This is a genomic window from Nitratireductor lacus, assembly GCF_056431025.1.
In genome coordinates, this window is record NZ_JBWKMB010000008.1 from 130,107 (window position 1) to 156,024 (window position 25,918).

Below are 25,918 nucleotides of genomic sequence, written 5' to 3' on the forward strand. Positions count from 1 at the left end.
ATGCTCCGCCTTGCCCGTCCCAAGCAGCCCCGCCAGCGGGAAAGCACGATCGCACTGATCAACATCGTCTTCCTGATGCTGATCTTTTTCCTCGTTGCCGGCACGCTGGCTCCGCCGCTCGACAATGATGTCAGCCTGATCTCGACCGTCGAGGCCAATCCGTCGGAGCCGCCGAATGCGCTGTTCGTCACCGAAGAGGGTGAGATGCGCCTGCGCGGTTCAGCCACAGATGCGCAGGGTTTCATGCTCGCGCGCGCACAAACCCTTGGTGAAGAGGCTGCAAGACAACTCGAGATCAAGGTGGCAGCGGACCGCGACCTGCCGGCCGCCAAACTCGTCGACATCGTCGGCGCCCTCAAGGCAGCCGGTGCCAGCAGGATCAGCATCATCACGGAACGTACGGCAGAATGAAAATGCGGGCATGGAAATGGGCCGTAGCGCTGGCCGTATCGTTAAGCCTTCACGCGGGGGCGGCAGTCTATGTGATGAGCCGCCCGACAGACGTCGAGATCGCCGGTGGCGGCTCTACGGAAATCGCTATCGCCGGCAACGCCTTTGCCGATATGGTCGCCGCCGGTGAAGCAACCGAGGAAGTCGTGCCGGAATCGCAGCCGGAGACAGAGCCGGTTCAGCCCGAAACGGCAAGCGAGGTGCAGCCCGAGGCACCGGTCGAAACCATGGTTGACGAAGCCCCTGCCCCGATCGTGGAGGCCGAGCAACCCGTTACCGAGGTGACGCAGGCAGAGACAGCAGAGGCTGTCGAGCCGGTTGAGAACGCGCAGATTGTGGCAGCGCTCTCGGAAGCGCCGGTTCCAACGCCCCGCCCCGCCTACACACCGCCGCCCAAGCCAAAGGTCGAGAAGAAGCAGGTCCAGAGGGCCAAAAAGGCACCGCCCAAAAAGCGCAACGCCGGCTCAAAGGGCCGCGACACACAGGACGCGCGCCGCGGAACCACCTCCGGAAAGCAGAATGCCGGTCAGGCCTCCAAGGGCCGGCAGGTCGCGCGCGCCACACAAAGCGGCAATGCGCGCGTCTCCAACTATCCTGGCAAGGTCGTCTCGAAACTGCGGCGCTCGCTGCGCTATCCGAGCGCGGCGAAACGCCAGCGGCTCAAGGGCGAGGTCCGCGTACGCTTCACGGTCGCGCGGAACGGTTCCGTGAGCGGCATCCGCATTGTCCGCAGTTCCGGCTCGAGCATCCTCGACCAGGCTGCCCTCGAGACGGTTCGCCGCGCAGCGCCCTTCCCCCGAATTCCGGATGAAGCCGGACGTTCAAGCTGGGGTTTTACCGTTCCGCTGGCCTTCCGCCGCTGATCGCGCCAGACCGTCCGCGCAGCCATCGGGCTGCGCGGTGGAGAGTGTCAAGCTGTAGCGCTTCATCTTATCGTTTTTGCGCAGTTCCGGACGGAAAACCGGTAGCCACTTTTCCTGGAATTGCTCTAAACCGAAGCCAAAAGGCTCGCATTGCCGCCGGCCGCCGTCGTGTCGACACAGATGGCGCGTTCATGGGCAAAGGCGGCCGGATAGATCGGCTCGACGATCAGCGGGACAATCGCCCCCTCGCGCCCGGCAAGTGCCCGGCGCAGGTCCCGCAGCCATTCTTCCCCGCCACAGGCGGCCACCAGATCGATGCCGGGAGCGCCAAGTGTCTCCGGAGCCACGGTGCCATCGGCTGCCTCCAGCGGAAGCCCCTGCCCGAGCAGCGGCCTGAGAATGCGGCGCGCCTCCGGGTGCACTGCGAGCACCGCGTTTCCGGCCGACAGTGCCTGCACGACCTGCGCCAGAAGAACCTCTTCCTCAGCGCCCAGACAGAGCGCACGACCGCGCGGCGTCAGCATCAGCGTGTTGGCCTCGCCCGTCGGCCCCGGCAGATCGAGAGGCCCCTGATCCAGCGCCGCCGAGGCTGCCATCGCTTCCTGTGCCCTGCCACGCAGGAGCTTGCGCAGGACCGGGAGCCTGTCTGCACGCCCTGTCCACTTTGCGTCCATCGCAGGCAGGAGACGGCTCACCGCATCGGCGGCAAGCACGGCACCTGACGGCGCGCCCTGAGCAGTCTCCGCACCACGCCGGAAACGACGCAGATAGTGCGGGCCACCGGCCTTGGGACCCGTTCCCGAAAGCCCCTCGCCGCCGAAGGGCTGCGAGCCGACGACAGCACCGATCTGATTTCGGTTCACATAGATATTGCCGGCATGCACCCGGTCGATCACGTGCTGCGCACGGGCATCGATCCGCGTGTGAAGCCCGAAGGTCAGGCCATAACCCTTTGCGTTTACATCAGAAATGACCCTGTCTATGTCATCCGCCTCGAATGTCGCCACATGCAGGATCGGCCCGAAGATTTCGCGCTCGAGCTCGTTGATTCCCGACACTTTGAAGGCGGATGGCGCCACGAAACGCCCGCCATCGGGCACATCGAGCGCCGCGATCCGGCGCCCCTTGTCGGACATCTGCTGTGCATAGCCGCCGATCGTGTCGAGTGCTTCACTGTCGATCACCGGGCCGACATCCGTCGAAACCTCCCACGGATCGCCGATGCTGAGCGCCTGCATCGCGCCCTTGAGCATCTCGATCACCCGATGCTCCACATCTTTCTGCACATAGAGCATGCGCAGGGCCGAGCAGCGCTGACCGGCGCTCTGGAAGGCCGAGGCAACGATGTCGCGCACGGCCTGCTCGGGCAGTGCGGTGGAATCGACGATCATCGCGTTAAGCCCGCCCGTTTCCGCGATCAGCATCGCGTCCGGGCCGGCATTGTCGGCAAGCTGGCGCTCGATCAGCCGTGCCACTTCGGTCGAACCGGTGAAACACACGCCGGCGATCCGGGGGTCGGCCGTCAGCGGACCGCCCACCGTCGGGCCATCGCCGATCAGAAGCTGCAGCACGTCGGCCGGCACGCCCGCCTCATGCATCATCGTCACGGCGCGGGCGGCGATCAGCGACGTCTGCTCGGCCGGCTTGGCAATCACGGCGTTGCCGGTCACGAGTGCGGCTGCGATCTGGCCGGTAAAAATGGCGAGCGGAAAGTTCCACGGCGAAATGCACACGATGACACCGCGTGCCTGCGTTTCCCTCTCCACATGCTGCGCCTCGCGGGCGTAATAGCGCAGGAAGTCGACCGCTTCGCGCACTTCGGCAATGCCGTCTGCAAGCGACTTCCCGGCCTCGCGCGTGGCAAGCGCGAAAAACTCCGCAGCGTGCGCCTCATAGAGATCGGCAATTCGCCGCAAAATGTCGGCGCGCTCTCCGACAGGCGTCTTCGCCCAGCCGGGCTGTGCCCCGAGCGCAATATCCACCGCCGCGCCCGCCTGCTCCCGCGTGGCATCGCGTACCCTGCCAACGGTCTCCGACAGCCGCGCCGGATTGACCACCTCGCGCCTTTCGCCATCTCCCTTTGCCGACGTGATGGAGCTGGCTTCCCATTCATGCGGCGCGGCAAAGGGCGCGCGGGCCGCATTGAGCTCGGCCATGGTCACGGGATCCGTAATGTCCCAGCCCCGGGCATTCTTCCTGGAAAGCCCGAAAATCTCCGAGGGGCGTTCAATGGCCGGGTTGGCGGCCTTGCCGTTCGCCTCGATAGCTGCAAACGGGTCGGCAGCGATTTCCTCCGCGCTGACATCCTCATCGACGATCTGATGCACGAAAGAGGAATTCGCGCCGTTCTCCAGAAGCCGCCGCACCAGATAGGCAAGCAGGTCCTGATGCGCGCCGACCGGCGCATAGATGCGGCAGCGTGTGTTTTCACGCCCGCGCACGGTCTCGTGCAGCGCTTCGCCCATGCCGTGCAGGCGCTGGAACTCGAACCGGGTCTTGTCCGGTGCCATGGCGAGGATCGCCGCAGCCGTGTGCGCATTATGGGTGGCGAATTGCGGATAGATGCGATCCGTCATGCCAAGCAGTTTGCGGGCGCAGGCAACATAGCTCACATCCGTATTGACCTTGCGTGTAAAGACCGGAAAGCCGTCGAGCCCCATCACCTGGGCGCGCTTGATTTCCGTATCCCAGTAAGCGCCTTTCACAAGGCGCACCATGATGCGCCGGTCGAGCCGCTCTGCAAGCTCATAAAGCCAGTCCAGCACGAAGGGCGCACGCGGGCCATAAGCCTGCACCACGACGCCGAACCCGTCCCAGCCGGCAAGCTCTTCGTCCGCCAGCACCGCTTCGATCACGTCGAGCGACAGGTCGAGGCGATCCGCCTCCTCTGCGTCGATGTTGAGCCCCATGCGGGCGTCGCGGGCTGCAAGGGCCAGGCTTTTCAGCCGCTCGATCATCACCGGCAGCATCTGCGCCTTCTGCGTCGCCTCATAGCGCGGGTGAAGCGCGGAAAGCTTGACGGAAATGCCCGGATTCTCCCGGATGTCGTCCCGGTTGGAATACCGCTTCAGTGCGGCAATGGCATCCGCATAGGCCTTGTGATAGCGCAGCGCATCGACTTCCGTGCGGGCTGCCTCGCCCAGCATGTCATAGGAATATGTATATCCCTTCTCCACCATGGAGCGGCCGCGCTTCATCGCTTCCTCAATGGTGCGCCCGAGCACGAACTGCTCGCCCATTTCGCGCATGGCGCGCGATACGGCCGTCCGGATCACGGGTTCGCCCATGCGCCGCACGAGGCCGCGCAGGACCGCTTCCACACCCTCGCCCTCATCGTCGAGCACCCGCCCCGTGAGCATCAACGCCCAGGTGGATGCGTTGACGAAAATCGAAGCGGATTCGCCCGAATGTGCGGACCAGTCATGCGGCGCGATCTTGTCGCGGATCAAATCGTCCATGGTCTCTGCGTCCGGCACGCGCAGCAGCGCCTCGGCCAGACACATCAGCGCCACGCCTTCCTGCGTCGAGAGACCGTATTCGGAAAGAAACGCCTCCATCATGTGCATGTCGCTCGAGGCGCGCACCGCCCGCACCAGATCGGCCGCATTGGCCGAGATCCGGCCTCTGTCTTCGCTCGACAGGTCGGCTAGGGCGATCAGCCGCTGCAACGCCTCCGCCTCATCGGCCAGATAGTGAGCCCTGATGTCCTCTCGCAGTTTTTCCGGCGCATTCTTCTGCATGACGTCCTCAAATATGGAATGGCTTGCGCGGCGCTCCCGTCACCGCATTTGCGCCGATCATAGCACAGCGAATTCAGTCAATCGGGCTGATTGCTTGCACATTCCAGTTCATATGGACTATCTTCTCGGGAAAAATCAGCCTCAGAAAGGTTCATCCCACATGGCGACAGAACGCGTGGACCGCATCGACCGCAATATCCTGGACGCCCTGACCAAGGATGGCCGGCTTTCCATCGCCGAGCTCGCACGCCGGGTGGGTCTCTCCAAGACGCCGGTTCAGGCACGGCTGCGGCGTCTGGAGAAGGAAGGCTATATTCGCGGCTATTCCGCCATCATCGATCGCGCGCGCATCGGCGAAGGTCACATCGCCTTCGTTCAGGTGGAGCTTGAAGACACGCGTTCATCCGCACTTGCCGCCTTCAACAAGGCGGTGCTTGCCGTGCCCGAGATCGAACAGTGTCACATGACCGCCGCCGGCTTCGACTATCTGCTCAAGGTGCGGACCCGCGACATTTCAAGCTATCGAAAAGTGCTCGGCGAACGCATCTCCGCCCTGCCCCATGTTGCCCGCACCTCGACATTCGTGACGATGGAAACAGTCAAGGACCGCTAGATCGCCGTGCGTCAATCCGGACTCACAAAGGACGATCTAGTCTAGTGATGGAGCATCGGAATAACCCGAAAACCGGATTCCACTTTTCAGTCCGATGCTATAGATCGCCGTGCGTCCATCAGGACGCACAAAGGACGATCTAAACGATTGATGGAGCATCGGAATAGCCCGAAAACCGGTTTCCACTTTTCAGTCCGATGCTCTGACGTCCTCCGCGTCCAGTGTTTTGAGGAACGCAATGAGCGCCTGCCGCCCGCGATCCGTGAACACCACGCCACGGATCTCGCTCTGGCCTGAAACCGCGTCGGGCGCGCTGCTGTAATGGTCGATCACCGCTTCGAGCGAAGCAATCTGGCCGACATGCATGTAGGGCGGGCGTCCCGCCACGCCGCGCAGCGAAGGCGTCTTGTAGGCCCGCTCCATCGCGGTCGCCTCGCGCTTCATGAAACGCAGGGCTTCACAGGCCTCGGGCGTTGCATCGCTATGGCGCCCCAGGCAGTTGAAAGGATCGGACTGTACGGCGGCGATGCCCGTGGCACGCCCCAGATCCTCCGGCAGCCCCTCAGCAGGCGGCACGCCCGTATTGTGGAAATGGTCGTCCGTTAAACGCGGCCCGTTATGGCATTCAAGGCAATTGGCCTTTCCGATGAAGAGCCGGAGCCCCTCGAGTTCCAGATCGGAAAAGGCTGCATTCCCGGCCGGCTGCTGCCCTGCCGCCATCGCCCGCGCAAATCGGTCGAAGCGGGCTTCGGGCGGTGCCAGCGTGCGTTCAAAGGCAGCAATCGCCTTGCCGATATTGGCAAACACCCGGTTGACCGCTTCTCGTTGCTCCGGCGCCATTGCAGACCAGTCTGCGCGCTCGGTCTCTGTTCCAAGCGGGCTGGCGCTTTCAGGAGCTTGCGAAAGGTCCGGCAGGGAGCCGAAAATCTCCTCATAGGTCCCGGCATAGACCCCGGCGATGTAGCGCGCATATGCAGTGCGGTTGCCGGCATGCTCGCGCTGGTCCTCCAGAGGTGTTAGCGCCTGCGCCCAGAGGCTGTCGCGCCGCCCGTCCCAGAATTGCCAGATATTCCACGCGGCACCTGCAAGCGGCATTGTGCGCCGGTCTGTTTCTGCAACCCCGACACCACGCGGAAGTCCGTCCTGAAACTGCCGGTCGGGGTTGTGGCATGTGGCACAGGAGACGGTTCCGGTGCCGCTAAGCCCCTCATCGAAAAAGAGCCGTCTGCCGAAATCCGCCGCCCGCGGATCATCCGCATACCGATTTCCTGGTGAAGGCGGGAGAGGCCCCAGCGCATCGATGGAAAGAGACGCGATCTTCGCCCTCTCGTCTTCGCTCAGTGCACCGGAATCACAGGCGGACAACGCAAGAAGACCGCACAGCGCGCCGATTGCAGCATGGCGGCGCGCCGTCTTCATGTCACAGATCCAGATTGAAGACCGCCTCATCGAGCCCCGGATCGGCCGATATCCCGATGCGGATTTCCCAGTGCCCGCCCATATTGAAGCGCATTCCCTCCACCCGGTAACGCCCCTCTCCCAGGTTTTCAGCTGCCTGCGGCTCGGTCGGCAGGCCGTGCCCGTGGTCCCGCATGCCGCCATCGACGGCTATCGAAGCATCCGTCACCGGCGCGCCATCGGGCGTGGTGACCGTCACCACCCATTCATGGGTTTCGTTCACCGGTATGGGCTGGGCGTCGGTCTCGAACATGACCTGGTAGAGCCCGTCCCTGCTCACCGTGTTATAGGCGATGTCGATCTCGGGTGCGGGCGGGGTGAAGAGACGGTAAGCCGCATAAATCGCGATGGCCGCCGCGAGCAGGCCCATACTCGCAAGCATGAAGCGCCTTGTTCCGTTAACACGCTGTGGCGGCATGTGGTCCCTCCGACTCGGCAGATGCACTACTTAACCCGCTGCCACCTTCCGGTTCCATAGCTACTCTGTCGCAGCACAGAAGAGGTAAAGAAAAACCGGCGCGTCGACGCCGGTTTTCTCATTTACCCTGGTCTGAGCGATTAGAGCCCCAGCCCGCCAATGCAGACATATTTGGTATCGAGATAGTCTTCGATGCCCTGGTGACCGCCCTCCTTGCCAAGGCCCGATTCCTTGAGACCGCCGAACGGCGCTTCCACCGTGGTGATGATCCCTTCATTGACCCCGACGAGACCGTATTTCAGCCCTTCCATCACACGGAAGGCGCGGCCCAGATCGCCGGTGTAGAAATAACAGGCGAGACCGAAGACGGTGTTATTGGCAAGCTTCACCGCTTCTTCCTCCGTCTCGAAGCGGAACACCGGCGCCACGGGGCCGAAAATTTCTTCCTGCATGAAGCGCATGTCGGGCGTGGCGTTGGAGATCACGGTCGGCTGGAAGAACGAGCCGCCCAGCGCGTGGCGCGCGCCGCCAGCTGTCACCCTGCCGCCCTTCTCCGTAGCGTCGGCGATCAGTTCCTCCACCTTCTCGACCGCCTTCTCGTCGATCAGCGGTCCCTGCTGGGTCCCGTCCTCGAGGCCGGATCCCACCTTCAGCTTTTCGGCCGCCGCCGAAAGCTTCTCCACAAACCTGTCATAGATGCCGGCCTGCACGAAAAAGCGGTTGGTGCAGACACAGGTCTGACCGGAATTGCGGTATTTTGCGGCCATGGCACCCTCGACCGCCCGGTCCAGGTCCGCGTCGTCAAAGACGATGAACGGCGCATTGCCGCCCAGTTCCATCGAAACCTTCTTCACCGTGCCCGCGGTCTTCTGGATGAGAAGCTTGCCGATTTCGGTCGAGCCGGTGAAGGTGATCTTGCGCACCAGCGGGTTTTCGCAGAGCTCGTCGCCGATCTCGGAGGCCGAGCCGGTCAGGATGTTCACCACGCCTTTCGGAAATCCGGCCTCTTCGCACAGAACACCCCAGGCGAGCCCGGAATAGGGCGTCTGCGACGCCGGTTTGGCAATCGCGGTGCAGCCTGAGGCAAGCGCCGGGCCAAGCTTGCGTGCCAGCATTGAGGAGGGAAAATTCCACGGCGTGATCGCGCCGATGACGCCGACCGGTTCCTTGGTCACCAGAATGCGGCGGTCCGCCCAGGGCGACGGCACCACGTCGCCATAGACCCGACGGCCTTCTTCCGCATACCAGAGAATGTAGGCGGCCGACATGCCCACTTCGCCCTTCGCCTCCGCAAAGGACTTGCCCTGCTCCATCACCAGCAGCTCGGCGAGCGCATCCTGATTGTCCATGATCGCATCGTGGAGCCTGCGCAGAAGTTTTGCGCGGTGGTCGGCAGATGTCTTCTTCCAGGAGTGGAACGCGGTTTCGGCCGCTTCGATCGCGCGGCGGGTTTCAGCCGTGCCGGAGCGCGGCACGGTGCCGATCTTCTGGCCGTTGGCCGGATTGACGACATCGATGGTCTGCCCCGAATCCGCCTCGACCCAGGCTCCATCTATGAAATTGGCCTGGCGCATGAAATGACTGGTCTTCTGAAGCATCTGGGTCTTCTCCTCTGTTTGCGCGGCACCGTACTGTCCCGTTGCGCCCCGGCTAGGGGCTGACTGGCCCTATTGATAGGTCCAGTGGAGCACGGAAAGCCAGAACGCAGTCGAAAGCACGGCGAGCGCCGTGGCGATGGTCATCGCGTTGGAGGCGAGTGCCTGTCCCGTGCCGAAGCGTGAAGCGATCAGGTAGGGATTGACTCCGGAGGGCAGCCCCGCCGCAACGACGGCGATCTGCGCGCTGAAGACCGGAAGACCGATCAGGAGCGCGACACCAAGGGCAACGGCAGGCATCAGGAAAAGTTTCAGCGCAGCGATCACGATTGCGGGACGCACATCGCCCGAAATTCCGAACCGCCGCAGTCCGAGCCCCATCGCAAAGAGCGCCACCGGACCCGCGACATTGGCCAGCGCATCCACAAAGCGGGTTCCAAGCGCAGGCATCTCGAGCCCGGAAAAACGCCAGAGCAACCCGGCAATGATGCCGATGATCAGCGGACTGGAGAAAAGCCTTGTCAGAAACTCGCGGATGATTGAAAGCGCACTGCCGCCCCTGCGACCGACGAGCGCGAAAAGCAGAATCGACATGCCCATCATGATCGGCAGATGAACCGAAACGATCAGCGAGAGGACCTCGAACCCCTGCTGCCCGAACACGCCAAGCATGAACGGGATTCCCAGCAGGACGAGATTCGAAAAACTTGTCGACAGACCGGCCACCACGCCGGCGCGCGCGTCGCGCCCGAAAAAATGCACAATGGTAAAGTGCCCCGCAACCCAGGCGACGGCGACGGCGCTGAAATAGGTTGTCCAGAGGGCCCAGGGCAGGTTTCCGTCGAATGCGGCGCCCGCCATGGTGCGGAAAAGCAGGAGTGGCACCGCGACGGTCACCGCAAATTCGCTCAGCGCATCGCCGGTTTGCGGCTTTAAAAGACCGCTCCATCCGGCGACATAGCCGAATGCGACAAGACCAAAGACGAAGGAGACGGTTTCAACAAGTGGAGACATGCAGCCTGTTTAGCCGCAATGGTTGCCAAGGGAAACCATCAGTCAGACAAATCCACTCAGGGCGGCAAGGCGGCTTTCAAGTCCTGTCCCTGTGCCTATATGCTAGGAAGAATAGTTTGAGGATTGCCATATGTTTCGCCAGCTCGTTGCCATCATTCTTCTTTTCAGCGTCTTTCCGGCGCAGGCAACCGAGGCGGGATGGGCGCTTTTGCGCAATGGCGGGCAGGTCGTGCTGATGCGCCATGCCATTGCTCCGGGAAGCGGTGACCCGGCCAATTTCGATATTGAGAACTGCGGCACCCAGCGCAACCTCTCCGAGCGCGGGCGCCTGCAGGCCCGCCGTATCGGCGCCCTCGTCGATGCCCGCGCCGCGCCGGTCGAAAAGGTGCTTGCGAGCCGCTACTGCCGGACCCGCGACACGGCCACCCAGGCCTTTGGCTCCGACATGGTCGAGCTCTTTCCCGCGCTCGACCTCCCGCCAGACGAAAGCGCGATGGAACAACAGAAGGCCGAAATCCTCGAACGAATCAACGACTATACCGGATCGGGAAACCTGTTTCTGATCACCCACCTTGAGATCATAGAGGCCCTGATCGGTGCTCCGGCACGCGAAGGCGAAGCCATCATTTTGTCACGCGGAGGCGACAATCTGCACGCCGCCGGGCGCATCAAATTCAACTGATCGTGCCATCAGCGGAGCCTATAGCCCCTTTTCCTGCCGGCAAAAACCGATTAGAGACCCCACGATCATCCTATTGTAAGAGAATCTCCCCAGACCGAGGGCCACACGTGACGACATTCGACAAGGTTGCCGACATCATCGCTGAAACCAGCGAGATCGACCGCGAGAAAATCACCCCCGAAAGCCACACCATCGACGATCTGGGCATCGACAGCCTCGACTTCCTCGACATTGTCTTTGCCATCGATAAGGAATTCGGCATCAAGGTTCCGCTGGAAAAGTGGACCCAGGAAGTCAATGACGGCAAGGTTTCGACGGAAGAGTATTTCGTCATGAAGAACCTCTGCTCCAAGATCGACGATCTGGTGGCTGCAAAGGCCGGCTGAGTTTTCCTGACAGTGCATCGTTAAAGGAACGGCATGAGCCCGCGCGACGTAGTTATCACCGGTATGGGGATCGTTTCCTCGCTTGGCGAGGGTGTAGACGCCCACTGGCAGGCGCTGACGGCGAAAACGCCGTCTCCCGTCCTCGACAGGGAGCGGTTTGCGCCATACAGCATCCATCCCCTCCCCGAGATCGACTGGGGCCAGCAGATCCCCCGCCGCGGGGACCAGCGCCAGATGGAGACGTGGCAGCGCCTTGGCACCTATGCCGCAGGCCTGGCGCTCGACGATGCGGGCTTGAAGGACGATGAAGCGCTCTGCGCGACGATGGACATGGTGGTGGCCGCCGGTGGTGGCGAGCGTGACGAGACTGTGGACGAGGCCATCCTCGCCGCATCGCTCGAGCGTGACGACCATGACATCCTGCTCAACGAGAAGCTGACGACCGAGCTGCGCCCCACACTTTTCCTGGCGCAGCTTTCAAACCTGCTCGCCGGCAATATCTCCATCGTCCACAAGGTAACGGGATCGTCGCGCACCTTCATGGGCGAGGAAGGGGCAGGCGTTTCGGCCATTGAAACGGCAGCAGCGCGCATCCGCGCCGGCCAGTCGTCTCACGTTCTTGTCGGTGCGTCGTTCCAGACCGAGCATTCCGACATGCTTCTGGCCTATGAGCTTGCCGGCTTCCTGCATCGGGAAGACTGGAAGCCTGTCTGGCAGCGTGCCGATGCGGAAGGCGGCGGTGTGATTACCGGTTCCGGCGGCGCCTTCCTTGTTCTGGAATCGCGCGAACACGCCGAAAAGCGCGGCCGCGATGCCTATGCATCGATCGGCCCGGTTGTTTCCCGTCGCAGCCGCCGTCAGAGCGAGCCGCTGGCAGACGGCATCGCCCAGATGCTCGACGGGCTTGCCCTCCCCAAAACACCGCTTCTCACGCTGTCCGGTGCGTCCGGCGCCCATGCGGCGACGGCAGCCGAACTGGAAGCGCTCACCCGCCACGACAACCTCGCCCTGCGCGGTTTCTCGTCGCTCACCGGCCATCTGAAAGAGGCTCAGTTCCCCTTCGCCGTAGCGCTGGCCGCCCTTGCCGTGCATCATGGCAGCCCCTACCCGGCGTTCGACGAGAGCCGTGAACCCGCCTTCAATGGCGAGCTGGATGCCGTTCTGGCCACGGCCATCGGCTATCATTGCTACGAGGGAATGGGCCTGGTCAAAAAGGCCTGATCCTTCCGGCCCGGAGGATTTTAGAGAAAGCGATCCCGTGAAAACGACCGACAGCTTTGGAAGACCCGTTATCGCCGTCACCGGAATGGGCGTCGTCACCTCTCTCGGCCAGGGCCGACAGGAAAACTGGGACGCGCTGATCAGCGGGCGCTCCGGCATTCACCCCATCACGCGCTTCCCAACGGACCACATGGCGACCACCATTTCCGGCATGGTCGATTTCCTGCCGTCGAGCACCAGGGGTGCCAGCGTCCACACCCATCATCTTGCCGATCTCGTGGCGGCGGAAGCCATCGAACAATCCGGCCTGCCCGCATCCGATTTCGGCGGCCCACTCTTTCTGGCAGCGCCTCCCGTCGAGCTCGACTGGCATCATCGCCTCGCGCTTTATGCCAAAGCCCGCAGTCACAACGGCAATCCTTCGCTTATCGAGGCCGCCCGCGAAGCGCGCGCCATGGAGCTCTTCGAGGAAAGCCAGTTCGGCACCATCGCCGACCGTCTCGCCGAGCGCTATGGCACAAGCGGCCTGCCGATCACCATGTCGACCGCGTGCGCATCGGGCGCAACCGCGATCCAGCTCGGCACCGAAGCGATCCGTCGTGGCGAATGCGACCGTGCGCTTGCCATAGGCGCGGACGGGTCGGCGACCGCCGAAGCGCTGATCCGCTTTTCGCTTCTTTCTGCGCTGACCACCCAGAACGATGCGCCGGAAAAGGCCTCGCGCCCCTTCTCAAAGGACCGCAGCGGCTTTGTCCTTGCCGAAGGAGCCGGTGCGCTCGTCCTGGAATCGCTTGAAAGCGCGCTTGCGCGCGGTGCCGAAATTCTTGGCATCATGCGCGGCTGCGGCGAAAAGGCCGATGATTTCCACCGCACCCGTTCCAAGCCCGACGGTTCGCCAGCCATCGGCGCGGTGCGCGCGGCCCTTGCGGATGCCGGCATGGCCGAAGACGAGATCGAATATGTCAACGCGCACGGCACCTCGACACCGGAAAACGACAAGATGGAGCATCTGTCGCTCTCGACCGTTTTCGGCGAGCGCATGAAGACAACGCCCATCTCCTCCAACAAGTCGATGATCGGCCACACGCTTTCGGCAGCCGGTGCCATCGAGGCCGTTTTCTCGCTGATGACCATGCGCGAGGGCGTCATCCCGCCCACCATCAACTACGATACGCCGGACCCGGCAATCGAGCTCGACGTGGTGCCGAATGTGAAGCGTGAGGCGCAGGTTTCGACCGTATTGTCCAACTCCTTCGGCTTCGGCGGACAGAACACCTGCCTTGTCATGGCCCGCGAACCGGTCTAATCGACCGGTTCCCATTGCCCGAAACCATCGGAATTCATTATGCGCGCACTTCAACTCGTCGCCGACCGCAAGCTTGAAACCGTCGATCTTGCGCCGCCTCCCGCTCCCGGACAGGGCGAGGTGACGTTGAAGATCCGCGCCGTCGCCCTCAACCACATCGATGTGTGGGGCTGGCGCGGCATGGCGTTTGCCAAGCGCAAAATGCCACTCGTGGTCGGCGCCGAAGCCTCCGGCGTGGTGGAAACGGTCGGTCCGGGCGTCAGCAATCTGCTCCCCGGCCAGCTCGTTTCCATCTATGGCGCGCGCACCTGCGGCCTGTGCCGCCCCTGCCGCGAAGGCCGTGACAATCTGTGCGAACATGTCTCCGGCGTGCACGGTTTCCACCTCGACGGCTTTGCGCAGGAAAAGATCAACCTGCCGGCCCGCCTCCTCGTCCCCGCCCCGCCCGGCGTCGACGAGATCGGTGCAGCGGTTGCGCCCGTCACCTTCGGCACCGTCGAGCACATGCTGTTCGACAATGCGAAGCTCGAGCCGGGCGAAACCATTCTCGTTCAGGCCGGCGGCTCCGGCATTGGCACCGCCGCCATCCAGCTTGCCAAGAGCATGGGCTGCACCGTCATCACCACGGTGGGCTCAGAAGACAAGATGGAGAAGGCAAAGGCGCTCGGCGCGGATCATGTCATCAACTACCGCGAGGACCGTTTCGAGGGCGTTGTGCGCAAGATCACGAAGAAGCGCGGTGTCGATGTCGTGTTCGAGCATGTGGGTGCCGATACGTGGGCAGGCTCGCTCCTCTCCATGAAGCGCGGCGGTCGCCTCGTCACCTGCGGCTCCACCTCCGGTGTCTCGACCAACATGAACCTGATGCAGCTCTTCCAGCAGCAGCTCAAGATTTTCGGATCCTTCGGCTGCCGCATGGAAAACATGGCCGACGCCATGCAGAAAATGGCGCGCGGGCTGGCTTCCCCGGTGATCGATACCGAGGTGGGTTTTGCCGACATCGACAAGGCGCTTGCCCGCATGGAAGGCCGCGACGTGTTCGGCAAGATCATCCTGCGCGTTGACTGACCCGCGCCCATGAAGCGCTCTCTGTTCCTTCTCGGCAAACGCCTCAAGACGCTCGAATACTGGCTCACCGCGCGGCTGGTGATCGGCGTTCTGGCGCTCCTGCGCCGCCTGCCACCGGAAAAAGCGCTTGATCTGGCCGAGAAAGTCGCGCGCACTGTCGGCCCGAAAGTGGGTCGCCATCGCCTCGCCGTCGACAATCTGCGGCAGGCCTATCCCGAAAAGAGCGAAGCTGAGATCGAGACCATAGCCCTCGACATGTGGGGCAACATGGCCCGGCTTGCCGTCGAGTATGTGTTTCTCGACAAGCTGTTCGATTTCGATCCCGAAGCCGAGACCCCCGGTCGCGTCGAGGTCGAGGGCGTGGAGATATTCAAGCGACTGCGTGAGGAAAAAGGCGTCCCGCACATTTTCTTCACCGGGCATCTCGGCAATTTCGAGTTCCTGCCCATCGCCGCCGCCCGCTTCGATCTCGCCACCACGTCGCTCTTTCGCCCGCCCAACAATCCCTATGTGGCCGACTACATTCTGGAGACCCGGCGCAGCGCCATGGGCGGGCTCGTCCCTTCCCAGGCAGGTGCTGCCCTCCAGCTTGCCCGCGTTCTCGACGATGGCGGCAATATCGGCGTTCTGGTCGACCAGAAGTTTCGCAAGGGCGTGAAGACACACTTCTTCGGCCGCGAATGCCGCACCAATCCGCTGCTTCCCAAGCTCGCGCGGCAGTATGACTGCGATGTCTACCCGGCCCGCTGCAAGCGGCTACCCGGCGGGCGCTACCGCCTGATCGTCGAAGACAGGATCACCCTGCCGCGGCAGAGCGACGGCACAATCGACATCGATGCCAGCGCCCAGTTGCTCAACGATGTGGTCGAACGCTGGGTGCGCGAGGATCCCGGCCAGTGGATGTGGTTCCACAAGCGCTGGCAGATGTAGCCAGCGCCCGAACGGTCAATCCGTAACGACGATCCGCGTGTTGCCGGGGCCGATCTTCTTGACCAGCGCATAGAGCCGCTTCGCGTTGGATGTGTGCAGGCGCACGCAGCCATGTGAGGCGGGCCGGCCGAGCTTCGAAACGGCATTGGTCCCGTGAATGGCATATCCACCATAGTAAAAGATCGAATACGGCATGGGCGACATGTTGTATTTGCGTGAATGCCACATTCTGTGCATGCGCTTCGGCCGCCACTGGCCACGTGGTGTGACGTAGCCGCGACGCGCAGTTGAAACACGCCAGCGGTGCAGCACGCGCCCGCGATGCATCACCGTCATCGTCTGCTTGGAAACACTGACTTTAGCCACGAGGCTCGCGGCTACACTTTGAGCCACGCCGCCGGAAAGAATCAGGCCTGCAATGGCTACAGCAAAGAAAATTCGTTTCATGAGCGCCCCCCGCTGCATGTGTGAAGTTTCTGCACGTAGACTTGGAATGCTTAGCTGCAATTCATAACGAAACCCCAAACGTTCTTGGTAAAAAGAACTATACCTCTGTTTTTCGGGCAAGTTTCCACTCTTCACAATCGCGTGCACGCGATCTTGCCAACAAGGCTGCATATCGCTCTATTGCACACATGAACGAACAGCTTGCCCTGGCAGTGCGCCGCCGGACGGACGACCTCGTCGCACTCACTTCCGATCTGATCCGATTTCCCACGGTGAACCCGCCGGGCGACGCCTATACGCCCTGCTGCGAATACATCGCGCGCCGACTGAAGGCGAAAGGGTTTGCAACCCAATTCGTCCGCGGGACGGGCGCACCGGGCGATTCTGACCGTTACCCCCGCACCAATGTCATTGCGCGGCGCGAAGGCCGCAGCCCCGGCGCCACCGTGCATTTCAACTCCCATATCGACGTGGTGGAAGCGGGCGAAGGCTGGACGGTCGATCCCTATGCCGCCGTCGTGAAGGATGGCAAGGTTTTCGGGCGCGGAGCCTGCGACATGAAGGGCGGGCTTGCCGCCTCCATCATCGCCGCCGAAGCGTTTCTCGAAATCTATCCGGACTTTCCCGGCGCCATCGAGATTTCCGGCACGGCCGACGAGGAATCGGGCGGTTATGGCGGCGTTGCCTATCTGGCCGGCAAAGGCTTCTTCTCAAAGCCCCGCGTCGACCACGTCATCATTCCCGAACCGCTGAACAAGGACCGCATCTGCCTCGGTCATCGCGGTGTGTGGTGGGCAGAGATCGAGACGCGCGGCGCGATCGCTCATGGTGCGATGCCGTTTCTCGGCGATTCGGCCATCCGCCACATGGGCGCCCTCCTCCACGCCTTCGAGGAGGAGCTCTTTCCGGCACTCGACGCCAAGGAAACCCGCATGCCGGTCGTGCCCGAAGGCGCGCGCCGCTCCACCATGAACATCAACTCGGTGCACGGTGGACAGACGGAGGATTTCTTCCCCGGACTGCCCTCGCCCAATGTGGCCGATTCCTGCCGCATGGTGATCGACCGCCGGTTTCTGATCGAGGAAGACATTTCGCAGGTGAAGGGCGAAGTGGTTTCCATCCTTGAACGTCTGAAGCGCGAGCGTCCGAAATTCGACTATTCCATGCGCGACCTGATGGAAGTGCTGCCGCTGATGACCGAGGAGGACGCGCCCGTGCCGAGCGCCATCGCCGCCGGCATCCGCGAGGTATTCGGCAAGGAGCCGGAATATGTCATTTCGCCCGGCACCTATGACCAGAAGCATATTTCGCGCATCGGGCACCTGCACGACTGCGTCGCCTACGGCCCCGGCATTCTCGACCTCGCCCACCAGCCCGACGAGTGGGTCGGGATCGAGGACATGGTGCAGTCGGCGACCGTCATGGCCATGAGCCTCGACGTTCTGTTGCGCGGCGCAGCGCCACCTCGATAAACCTCGTTTCAATGCGTGATTTACAGCCGCGCTGAATCACGCTTCAATCCTGAAAAATCACACGGCCCTGCGGGAGAGAGACATGAAGACGATCAAGTCCATTATCGGCGGCGCGACACTGTTATTGGCTGCAGGAACGGCGGCCCTGGCGGCCCGCACCGATCTCGTGATCGGCGTCGTTCTGGAGCCGCCTCATCTCGATCCCACCGCCAGCGCTGCCGCGGCAATCGACGAGATCCTCTATGCCAATCTCTTCCAGGGCCTGACCCGCATCGGCCGCAATGGCGAGGTCCTGCCCGCCCTTGCCGAAAGCTGGGAGGTCTCCGACGACGGCAGGACTTACACATTCAAGCTGCGTTCCGGCGTCACCTTCCACGACGGCACCACGTTCGACGCCGAGGACGTGAAGTTCACGCTCGACCGCGCCCGTGCGGAAGATTCGACCAATGCGCAGAAGCAGCTTTTCGCTGCCATCGACACGGTCGAGGCAGTCGACCCGGCCACGGTCAAGATCACGCTTTCGGCCCCGCAGGGCTCTTTCCTTTACAATCTCGGCTGGGGCGATGCGGTCATCGTTGCGCCCGAATCAGCCGAAACCAACAAGGAAAATCCCATCGGCACCGGCCCCTTCAAATTCGACAAATGGGCCAAGGGGTCGTCCGTCACGCTGGTGAAGAACCCAGACTACTGGGGCGAGCCCGTTGCGCTTGAAAAGGCCGAATTCCGCGTCGTGCCCGATGCGGCTGCCGCAATTCCAGCCCTCTTATCGGGCGATGTGCAGGCTTTCCCGCAGATGCCCGCCGGCGACGCCCTCATCCAGATCGAGAGCGACCCGCGCTTCGTGGTCGCCATCGGTGCGACCGAGGGCGAAACGATCCTCTCCACCAACAATGGCAGGGAACCCTTCAGCAACATCAAGGTGCGTCAGGCCATCGCCCATGCGCTGAACCGCGAGGAGATCATCGCCGGCAACGGTTCGGGCTATGGCACGCCCATCGGCTCGCATTTCTCGCCTGCCAACGAGGCCTATGTGGATCTGACCGGCACCTATCCATACGACACAGCAAAGGCGAAAGCCCTCCTTGCCGAAGCCGGCTATCCCGATGGTTTCAAGGCCACGCTCAAGCTCCCGCCGCCGGCCTATGCACGCGATGGCGGACAGGTCGTCGCCTCGCAGCTGCGCCAGATCGGCATCGAACTGGAGATCATTCCGGTCGAATGGGCGCAATGGCTCGAACAGGTGTTCAAGAACAAGGATTACGATCTCACCATCGTCTCCCACACGGAGCCGAACGACATCAACATCTATGCCCGCGACGATTATTACTTCAACTATAAGAACCCCGCCTTCAAGGAAGTCATGAACGCGCTTGAGGCGACCGCTGACCCGGAAAAGCGCATCGAGCTTTACCAGACCGCCCAGAAGATCATCGCCCAGGATGCGGTCAACGGCTTCATGTTCCAGCTTCCCAAGATCGGCGTCTGGGATGGCAAGCTCGAGGGCATGTGGGAAAACTCGCCCATTCAGGCCAATGACCTTACGGACGTCAGGTGGACTGACTGAACGTTGAAAGGAACCGGGCCGCGCACGCGGCCCGGTTCCGGGGTCGCCCATGCTCGCCTATCTCTTAAAACGCATCGCCATCGGCCTCGTCACGCTCATCGTGGCATCCGCTGTCGTGTTTCTCGTTCTTGAGATTGTCCCGGGCGACCCGGCCCTCGTGATGCTCGGCATGAACGCCGAACCCGAGGCACTGGCTGCCCTGCGCGAGGAAATGGGCCTCAATCAGCCGGTGCTCATGCGCTATCTCGGCTGGGTCTCGGGCATGGCGACCGGCGATTTCGGCAATTCCTATACCTATTCATCGCCGGTGCTCGAATTGATCGGCGAGCGCGTCATGGTCTCGCTGCCGCTCGCGCTCATCTCGCTCTTCCTGTCCACGGCAATCGCCCTGCCTGTCGGGATTTTCGCCGCCTCAAGGCGCGGAAAGCCTGCCGACACGATCAGCATGGGCGCGGCCCAGATCGGTGTCGCCATCCCCAATTTCTGGTTCGCGCTCATCCTGATCTATCTTTTCGCGGTATGGCTTCGCCTCGTGCCCGCCGGCGGTTTTCCGGGCTGGGATGCAGGGCTGTGGGCCGGTTTCAAAGCCCTTCTTCTGCCCGCCATTGCTCTGGCGCTGCCGCAGGCGGCCATCCTCGCCCGCGTCACCCGTTCGGCCATGCTCGAAGTGCTCGGCGAGGACTATATCCGCACCGCGCGCGCCAAAGGCATGCCGCGCCGCATTGTCCTGTGGCATCATGCGCTGCGCAATGCGCTGATCCCCGTGCTCACCATTCTCGGCCTGCAATTCGCCTTTCTGCTTGCCGGCACCATCATCATCGAGAACGTGTTCTATCTGCCCGGTCTCGGGCGCCTGATCTTCCAGGCCATAACCCAGCGCGATCTCATCGTCGTGGAAGGCGTGGTTATGCTGCTGGTTGCCACGGTCATCGCCGTCAACATTCTGGTCGATATCGGCTACGCCATCGTCGACCCGCGCCTGAGGACACGCCGATGACCCCGGATGCGCCGCCGCCTGCCGCACCGGCCGAGCGCCATTTTCTCCAGATGGCGCTCGCCAACCGCTCCTTCGTGATCGGGCTTGTCATCACTGCCATTGTCGCCGCCATGGCGCTCCTCTCCTTCGTGTGGACACCCTACGACATCACCCATCTTGTCGTGGCCGACCGCATGAAAGGCCTGTCGCTTGCCCATCCACTCGGCACCGATCACCTCGGCCGCGACATTCTTTCCATGATCATGATCGGCGCACGCAACTCCATTGCGGTTGCCATCGTCGCCGTCGGTATCGGCATGGGGCTCGGCGTGCCGCTTGGCACATGGGCGGCGGCACGCGGCGGCCTGATCGATGAAATCCTGATGCGCTTCAACGATCTCGTTTTTGCCTTCCCCGCCCTTCTGTCCGCCATCATGATCACCGCCATTTTCGGCCCCGGCGCGATCAACGCCATCATCGCCATCGGCATTTTCAACGTTCCGGTCTTTGCCCGCGTGGCGCGTGCCGGCGCGCTGTCCATCTGGCCGCGCGAGTTCATCCTCGCTGCCCGTGCCGCCGGCAAGAGCAAGACGCTCATCACCATCGAGCACATCCTGCCCAACATCGTGGCGCTGCTTCTGGTGCAGGGCACGATCCAGTTTGCGCTGGGCATTCTGGCCGAAGCCGGCCTCTCCTATCTCGGCCTCGGCGCGCAGCCTCCCATGCCCTCCTGGGGGCGCATGCTGTTCGAGGCGCAGACGCGCATGATGATCGCCCCGCACCTCGCCATTTTTCCGGGCCTTGCCATCGTCATCACGGTGCTGGGGCTCAACCTTCTGGGCGACGGCCTGCGCGACCTTCTCGACCCACGGCTAAGGCGCGAACGATGAGCCTTCTCCAGATCGAAAATCTGTCGCTCTCCATCGCCGGCTATCCGGTTTTGAAGGACATCGACCTCGAAATCCAGCCCGGCGAGGTTCTTGGCCTTGTCGGCGAATCCGGATCCGGCAAATCGATCACCGCCCTCACCGTCATGCAACTCCTGCCTGAGCTTGCACGGGCAAAGGGCCGCGTCGTGTTCGACGGAATCGACATTCTGGCAGCCCCCGAGGAGGCCATGTGCCGGCTGCGCGGCGACGATCTCGGCATGGTCTTTCAGGAGCCCATGACCGCGCTTAACCCGGTCAAGACCATCGGCGAGCAGGTGGCCGAAGGCATTCGCTGGCACACCGGCGCCAACCGGCCGGATGCCGAAGCACGCGCCCGCGCCATCCTTGAACGCGTCGGCCTGCCCGAGGCCAGATTTCCGCTCTCCCGATATCCCCACGAGCTCTCCGGCGGCCAGCGCCAGCGTGTCGTCATCGCCATCGCCTGCGCGTTGAAACCCAAGCTGCTGATCGCCGACGAGCCCACCACCGCGCTTGACGTGGTGCTTCAGGCGCAAATCCTCGACCTCTTGCGCGACCTGGTGGAAGAAAACCGCATGGGGCTTCTGCTCATCTCGCACGATCTCGCCGTCGTCGCCGACATGGCCGACCGCGTGACCGTGATGCGCCATGGCGCGGTGATGGAAAGTGGCCCTACCGCGAACGTTCTGAGCCAGCAGAAACATCCCTATACGCGTCAGCTCGCCGAAGCCTCCACCCATGTGCCGGCGAGAGCCCGGCCGCAGGAAGTAGACGGCGAGAGGCGTCAGACGCCGCTCCTCACCGTTTCCAGCGTAACGCGTGATTATCCCGGCCGTCGCAGGGGGCTGTTTTCCCGCCCAGACCCCTTCCGCGCCGTGGACAATGTCAGTTTCTCGCTCATGCCCGGTCATGCGGTGGCGCTGGTCGGGCGGTCGGGATGCGGGAAATCCACGCTGGCCCGCATGATCCTGGCGCTCGACACGCCGACATCGGGCGAAATCCGGCTCGATGGCGAGGCGCTCGGCGGCAAGAGCGAGCATGAGCTGCGCCACGCCCGCCGCAACATGCAGGTGGTGTTTCAGGACCCCTATGGCTCCTTCAACCCGCGCCATCAGGTGGAGCGGCTGGTGGCAGAACCCCTGCATCTGCTTGATCAGAAACCCTCGGCCAGCGAGCGCCGCCAACGGGTGGCCGAAGCGCTCGAATCCGTTGGCCTGAAAGCCGGCGACATGCACAAATACCCGCATGAATTTTCCGGCGGCCAGCGTCAGCGCATTTCCATCGCCCGTGCCATCATCACCCGCCCGAAGCTCATCGTCGCCGACGAACCGGTCTCAGCCCTCGACGTCTCGATCCGTGCACAGGTTCTCGACCTCTTCGCCGATCTCAACCAGCGCCTCGATCTGACCTATCTCTTCATCACGCACGATCTAACGGTTGCCCGCGCGATCACCGACGAAGTCATGGTCATGCATGAAGGGCGCATCGTCGAGAACGGCCCCACTGCCACCGTTCTGAAACACCCGGAATCGGAAGCTGCCCAGGCGCTTGTCAATGCCGCCCCCGATCTGGAGCGCGCCGTAAGTGCGCGGCTGGCCGGGAAACATGTCTGAGTTCCTGCTTCACATCATATGCGAGCGCATCTCTGTCATGTAGATCGCCGCGAGAAAAAGCCTCCGCAGCGTGTAAACCACGGGCAGACGGCTGAATTCACGCATTGCAGCCGCAGTGCAGCCGGCTGGCTCTTCTCGTGCCCGCAGGCTTCACCTCAGCCCGACAGATGCGCAACTTCGTCTGCGCCAAGGCCCAGCACGTCACACACCCGCGCCGTCAGCCGCTCGGTCCGGGAGGCAAGCTCCGCGTCACGCATCGCGAGTTCAAACAGTGTTTCTGCGAGGATCAGCCGTCGCTCCTGGCTCATCTGACGCAGGCTCGCTCTCGCCTGCATCACTTCAGCCTCCGTTGCCAGCGCTTCGAGCGCGGCGACAATATCCGCGGTGTCGTCCTCGGAAAGCTTGAGCATTGCGGAAGCGAAACGGCCGAGAACAGCCTTCTCCCGCTTTCCCGGCACATCATCGGTCAATGCCAGACGTAGCAGAAGGAGCACGTCGGCGGCCATGGCATTCAAAGCGGCTGACATCGAAGGCCCCTCCGCTCCTGAACCGGACTCTGGCGATGCAAACATGGCTTGCTCCCGGTTTCTTCGTCCGTCACGCTGACGCCCTGGCAGTAATCAAATACAACACTTCCAGACAGGTTCGCCAAGCAGCGTCGGCAAGGCAGTTCTGTTATCCATTGCACCACAGCGTAAAGCTTCCTGTACAGTCGTAAATCCACCTTGCGGTGTGCATCCGGTTGTGCTGCAAGAAGCCATCTTACCGCTGGCTACCTCCTGAACATGTTTGAAGCAAGTCTCGAAATTCTCCTGCTGTTGACGCTGGCCGCTTTCTTTGCCGGTTTCATGGACGCCATTGCCGGCGGTGGAGGCCTCGTCACCATCCCGGCACTGTTGCTCGCGGGCTTCCCGCCGGTGCTGGCGCTCGGCACCAACAAGCTGCAGGGCATGTTCGGCAGCGGAGCCGCTGCATACGCTTATGCAAAAGCCGGGCATGTCCGCGTTTCGAGCCAGATTTTTCCGGCAGTTTTCTCTTTCCTGGCGTCCATCGCCGGTGCGCTTGTGGCCACGGTTCTGCCGGCCGATCTGCTGCGCGGCATGCTCCCTTTCCTGCTGATAGCGGTCGCGCTCTATTTCGCGTTTAAACCGAATTTGAACGACATTGACCGCGCACAGCGCATCACCCCGTTCCTGTTTGGCCTGACCATCGCGCCCCTACTGGGGTTTTATGACGGCGCGTTCGGTCCTGGAACGGGATCGTTCTTCATGCTCGCTTTCGTCGGCCTCGCCGGTCAGGGCATGCTCAAGGCTACGGCTCACACCAAGTTCCTCAATTTCGCGTCCAATGTCGGCGGCTTCGCCGCCTTCGCTGCGGTCGGTGCGATTGCATGGAAAGTGGGGCTGGTCATGGGGCTGGCTCAGATCGCCGGGGCACGCATCGGCGCGGCCTTTGCCATGAAGAAGGGGGCACGCATCATCAAGCCGCTGCTGGTTCTGGTCTGTCTTGCTCTGGCAGTGCGGCTCCTGATGGATGGCGACAACCCGCTTCTGAGATATATTGGCCTATAAGTTGCAACTGGCTTTACCTTTTCCCCGCTAACACTTGATCGGGGATACCCATGACACTCAACGCACCCTCCAAGCTCGTTTTCCTTCTCAGCCTCGTCATCGCGGTCATCGCGCTTCTAGCAGCTCTGAATCTGCTATCCTTCGTGCCGATCCCCTCCTTCTGGATCATGACACTGGCCTATCTTCTCCTTGCAGGAGCAACGATACTGAAAGGCGTCTGAAGTCCTTTCCAGAAACGGCGCGCGGCACTATCGTGCCTGCATGTACGATGTTTCAGGACTTACAGGGCTGGAAACGGCGGCAGGCCTTCTTCCGCCGAATCCTGACTGCTTTTTCCTCCTCAAGCGCGCCCCGCAGCCGGCGTTTTGCGATGCGGTCCTCGGCTTCACCGGCTATGCCGAGCGCACGAGCGGTCACTTTCGTCAGATACAGGCTGCGCCGCTGGCCGTGCCGCTCATCATCAGTTTTTCGTCCTTCTTCACCATCGCGCTTGGTCGCGCACCGGAGCAGAATGAACGGTACGCCTGCTTCACTTCAGGCCTCTATGCCGGGCCGGCGGTCATCGACTCCTTCGGCGCCAGCGCCTGTATCCAGGTCGATTTCACGCCGACCGGCGCGCGCCGCTTCTTCGGTGTGCCGATGCATGAGCTCGCCGCGCGCATGATCGTGCTCGACGACATTCTGGGGCCGCTTGCCTGGCGCCTGCGCGAGCGCCTGGGGGAAGAGCCCGACTGGAACCGCCGCCTCTCCATCGTCGAGGGCATTGTCTATCGGCGCCTACTTGAATGCCCCGCGCCGGATCGGCAAACCGCCATCGCCCTGCGCCGCATCGCGATCTCTCACGGATCGGCATCCATGGCCGGTCTCGCTGCCGAACTCGATTGCAGCCGCAAGCACCTCGTCGAAATGTTCCATCGAAACGTGGGGATCGCGCCCAAGACCTATGCGCGCATGGTGCGATTTCACCGCGTGCGGCAGCTCGTCATCAGCAGCGGGCGGGCCATGGCCGATATTGCGCTTGAATGCGGTTTTTCCGATCAGGCACATATGAGCCGCGATTTTCTGGAGTTTTCGGGTGAGACTCCGTCCCGCTGGAAACACCGCGTCAGCTGATCACAGGTAACATTTCTTCAAGACGCTCCCGCGTGCCGGTGACAATGTGGCCGCGTGAACAATGGAGAGAGTGATGAACCAGATCATTTCGCTTGAGGCCCCGCGCATCTATCCCACCTTTCGCTACCGCGATGCCGCCCGCATGGCGGACTGGCTTGTCGAGGCGTTCGGTTTCCGCGTCCACGCCAGCCACGAGCGGGACGGCCGCATCGTCCATGCCGAGCTTGCCCTTGGATCGTCCATGATCATGATCGGCGAAGCGACCGACGATGCCTACGGCAATCTGGTGGGCACACCGGGCGCAACCGGAGGCAAATCCACCTATGTGGCGATTGACGATGCAGATCTCCTTTACGCCCGGGCGCGGGGCGCCGGCGCGAAAATCCTGCAGAACCTGAGCGACACGGACTATGGCAGCCGCGATTTCATCTGCGCCGATCCCGAAGGCAATGTCTGGTGCTTTGGCACCTACTGGCCAAAGGCGCATGAAAACCCTGCCGCCGAATAAGG

General features: G+C 62.6%; 25 protein-coding genes. 18 read left to right on the forward strand and 7 right to left on the reverse strand.

What is annotated here, in order from left to right:
- Entirely contained in the window at nucleotides 1-411 is a 411-nt protein-coding gene (locus AC07E3_RS08830; RefSeq protein ID WP_478361262.1) for an ExbD/TolR family protein, read from the forward strand.
- Between the two features lie 2 nt (nucleotides 412-413).
- Nucleotides 414-1,313 carry an energy transducer TonB gene (locus AC07E3_RS08835; protein WP_478361264.1) on the forward strand — a complete coding sequence of 300 codons (900 nt, stop codon included), beginning with the start codon at nucleotides 414-416 and terminating at the stop codon, nucleotides 1,311-1,313.
- A gap of 125 nt (nucleotides 1,314-1,438) precedes the next feature.
- Here the strand turns inward: AC07E3_RS08835 and putA are convergent, their stop codons facing one another.
- The gene (gene putA / locus AC07E3_RS08840) at nucleotides 1,439-5,053 is read right to left on the reverse strand and encodes a bifunctional proline dehydrogenase/L-glutamate gamma-semialdehyde dehydrogenase PutA (protein ID WP_478361266.1); all 3,615 of its coding nucleotides are present in this window, start codon (nucleotides 5,051-5,053) and stop codon (nucleotides 1,439-1,441) included.
- Nucleotides 5,054-5,213: 160 nt separating this feature from the next.
- Here putA and AC07E3_RS08845 point away from each other — a divergent pair, with 160 nt between their 5' ends.
- The gene (locus AC07E3_RS08845) at nucleotides 5,214-5,666 is read left to right on the forward strand and encodes an Lrp/AsnC family transcriptional regulator (RefSeq protein ID WP_223004174.1); all 453 of its coding nucleotides are present in this window, start codon (nucleotides 5,214-5,216) and stop codon (nucleotides 5,664-5,666) included.
- A 189-nt stretch (nucleotides 5,667-5,855) separates the two neighbouring features.
- Here the strand turns inward: AC07E3_RS08845 and AC07E3_RS08850 are convergent, their stop codons facing one another.
- The 4 genes from AC07E3_RS08850 to AC07E3_RS08865 all read right to left on the reverse strand — a co-directional run bounded on the left by AC07E3_RS08850 (nucleotide 5,856) and on the right by AC07E3_RS08865 (nucleotide 10,151).
- The gene (locus AC07E3_RS08850) at nucleotides 5,856-7,085 is read right to left on the reverse strand and encodes a cytochrome-c peroxidase (protein WP_478361269.1); all 1,230 of its coding nucleotides are present in this window, start codon (nucleotides 7,083-7,085) and stop codon (nucleotides 5,856-5,858) included.
- Between the two features lies 1 nt (nucleotide 7,086).
- Nucleotides 7,087-7,506, reverse strand: a complete 420-nt coding sequence (locus AC07E3_RS08855) for a FixH family protein (protein WP_478361271.1) — start codon at nucleotides 7,504-7,506, stop codon at nucleotides 7,087-7,089.
- Between the two features lie 176 nt (nucleotides 7,507-7,682).
- On the reverse strand, nucleotides 7,683-9,140 hold the full coding sequence (locus AC07E3_RS08860) for an NAD-dependent succinate-semialdehyde dehydrogenase (protein WP_478361273.1): 1,458 nt from the start codon (nucleotides 9,138-9,140) through the stop codon (nucleotides 7,683-7,685).
- 69 nt (nucleotides 9,141-9,209) lie between these two features.
- Nucleotides 9,210-10,151: an AEC family transporter gene (locus AC07E3_RS08865; RefSeq protein ID WP_478361275.1), complete on the reverse strand. Its 942-nt coding sequence runs from the start codon at nucleotides 10,149-10,151 to the stop codon at nucleotides 9,210-9,212.
- A gap of 130 nt (nucleotides 10,152-10,281) precedes the next feature.
- On the opposite strand from AC07E3_RS08865, the gene AC07E3_RS08870 reads away from it, so the two are divergent.
- The 6 genes from AC07E3_RS08870 (at nucleotide 10,282) to AC07E3_RS08895 (ending at nucleotide 15,744) form a co-directional block, all read left to right on the forward strand.
- Nucleotides 10,282-10,833 (forward strand): histidine phosphatase family protein, encoded by a 552-nt coding sequence (locus AC07E3_RS08870; protein ID WP_065817580.1) that lies wholly within the window; start codon nucleotides 10,282-10,284, stop codon nucleotides 10,831-10,833.
- Between the two features lie 107 nt (nucleotides 10,834-10,940).
- On the forward strand, nucleotides 10,941-11,219 hold the full coding sequence (locus AC07E3_RS08875; RefSeq protein WP_336065084.1) for an acyl carrier protein: 279 nt from the start codon (nucleotides 10,941-10,943) through the stop codon (nucleotides 11,217-11,219).
- 33 nt (nucleotides 11,220-11,252) lie between these two features.
- Nucleotides 11,253-12,440 carry a beta-ketoacyl-ACP synthase gene (locus AC07E3_RS08880; RefSeq protein ID WP_478361278.1) on the forward strand — a complete coding sequence of 396 codons (1,188 nt, stop codon included), beginning with the start codon at nucleotides 11,253-11,255 and terminating at the stop codon, nucleotides 12,438-12,440.
- An 85-nt stretch (nucleotides 12,441-12,525) separates the two neighbouring features.
- Nucleotides 12,526-13,746, forward strand: a complete 1,221-nt coding sequence (locus tag AC07E3_RS08885; protein WP_478361332.1) for a beta-ketoacyl-ACP synthase — start codon at nucleotides 12,526-12,528, stop codon at nucleotides 13,744-13,746.
- Between the two features lie 39 nt (nucleotides 13,747-13,785).
- The gene (locus AC07E3_RS08890; RefSeq protein WP_478361280.1) at nucleotides 13,786-14,814 is read left to right on the forward strand and encodes a zinc-binding dehydrogenase; all 1,029 of its coding nucleotides are present in this window, start codon (nucleotides 13,786-13,788) and stop codon (nucleotides 14,812-14,814) included.
- A 9-nt stretch (nucleotides 14,815-14,823) separates the two neighbouring features.
- Complete coding sequence (locus AC07E3_RS08895) at nucleotides 14,824-15,744, forward strand: lipid A biosynthesis lauroyl acyltransferase (RefSeq protein WP_478361282.1); 921 nt, start codon at nucleotides 14,824-14,826, stop codon at nucleotides 15,742-15,744.
- Between the two features lie 15 nt (nucleotides 15,745-15,759).
- Here the strand turns inward: AC07E3_RS08895 and AC07E3_RS08900 are convergent, their stop codons facing one another.
- Nucleotides 15,760-16,191 carry a L,D-transpeptidase gene (locus AC07E3_RS08900; protein ID WP_065817761.1) on the reverse strand — a complete coding sequence of 144 codons (432 nt, stop codon included), beginning with the start codon at nucleotides 16,189-16,191 and terminating at the stop codon, nucleotides 15,760-15,762.
- A gap of 188 nt (nucleotides 16,192-16,379) precedes the next feature.
- Between AC07E3_RS08900 and AC07E3_RS08905 the strand changes: the two genes are divergently transcribed.
- The 5 genes from AC07E3_RS08905 (at nucleotide 16,380) to AC07E3_RS08925 (ending at nucleotide 22,724) form a co-directional block, all read left to right on the forward strand.
- Nucleotides 16,380-17,663, forward strand: a complete 1,284-nt coding sequence (locus AC07E3_RS08905) for an acetylornithine deacetylase/succinyl-diaminopimelate desuccinylase family protein (RefSeq protein ID WP_090326038.1) — start codon at nucleotides 16,380-16,382, stop codon at nucleotides 17,661-17,663.
- Between the two features lie 82 nt (nucleotides 17,664-17,745).
- On the forward strand, nucleotides 17,746-19,227 hold the full coding sequence (locus AC07E3_RS08910; protein ID WP_478361285.1) for an ABC transporter substrate-binding protein: 1,482 nt from the start codon (nucleotides 17,746-17,748) through the stop codon (nucleotides 19,225-19,227).
- Nucleotides 19,228-19,276: 49 nt separating this feature from the next.
- Nucleotides 19,277-20,224 (forward strand): ABC transporter permease, encoded by a 948-nt coding sequence (locus AC07E3_RS08915; protein ID WP_223004184.1) that lies wholly within the window; start codon nucleotides 19,277-19,279, stop codon nucleotides 20,222-20,224.
- Complete coding sequence (locus AC07E3_RS08920; protein ID WP_478361287.1) at nucleotides 20,221-21,093, forward strand: ABC transporter permease; 873 nt, start codon at nucleotides 20,221-20,223, stop codon at nucleotides 21,091-21,093. Before AC07E3_RS08915 ends, AC07E3_RS08920 begins: the two co-directional genes overlap by 4 nt.
- Nucleotides 21,090-22,724 carry an ABC transporter ATP-binding protein gene (locus tag AC07E3_RS08925; RefSeq protein WP_478361289.1) on the forward strand — a complete coding sequence of 545 codons (1,635 nt, stop codon included), beginning with the start codon at nucleotides 21,090-21,092 and terminating at the stop codon, nucleotides 22,722-22,724. Before AC07E3_RS08920 ends, AC07E3_RS08925 begins: the two co-directional genes overlap by 4 nt.
- 155 nt (nucleotides 22,725-22,879) lie before the next feature.
- Here AC07E3_RS08925 and AC07E3_RS08930 read toward each other — a convergent pair whose 3' ends face one another.
- A complete protein-coding gene (locus AC07E3_RS08930) occupies nucleotides 22,880-23,251 on the reverse strand; it encodes a TerB family tellurite resistance protein (RefSeq protein WP_336065100.1) in 372 nt (123 codons plus the stop codon).
- A gap of 258 nt (nucleotides 23,252-23,509) precedes the next feature.
- Here AC07E3_RS08930 and AC07E3_RS08935 point away from each other — a divergent pair, with 258 nt between their 5' ends.
- From AC07E3_RS08935 to AC07E3_RS08950, 4 genes are all read left to right on the forward strand, one after another.
- Nucleotides 23,510-24,295, forward strand: coding sequence for a TSUP family transporter (locus tag AC07E3_RS08935; protein ID WP_065817590.1), 786 nt, complete (start codon nucleotides 23,510-23,512; stop codon nucleotides 24,293-24,295).
- A 50-nt stretch (nucleotides 24,296-24,345) separates the two neighbouring features.
- Complete coding sequence (locus AC07E3_RS08940) at nucleotides 24,346-24,516, forward strand: hypothetical protein (protein ID WP_336065103.1); 171 nt, start codon at nucleotides 24,346-24,348, stop codon at nucleotides 24,514-24,516.
- A gap of 40 nt (nucleotides 24,517-24,556) precedes the next feature.
- On the forward strand, nucleotides 24,557-25,408 hold the full coding sequence (locus AC07E3_RS08945) for an AraC family transcriptional regulator (protein ID WP_478361292.1): 852 nt from the start codon (nucleotides 24,557-24,559) through the stop codon (nucleotides 25,406-25,408).
- A 73-nt stretch (nucleotides 25,409-25,481) separates the two neighbouring features.
- Nucleotides 25,482-25,916, forward strand: coding sequence for a VOC family protein (locus AC07E3_RS08950; protein ID WP_478361294.1), 435 nt, complete (start codon nucleotides 25,482-25,484; stop codon nucleotides 25,914-25,916).
- The last annotated feature ends 2 nt before the right edge of the window (nucleotides 25,917-25,918 follow it).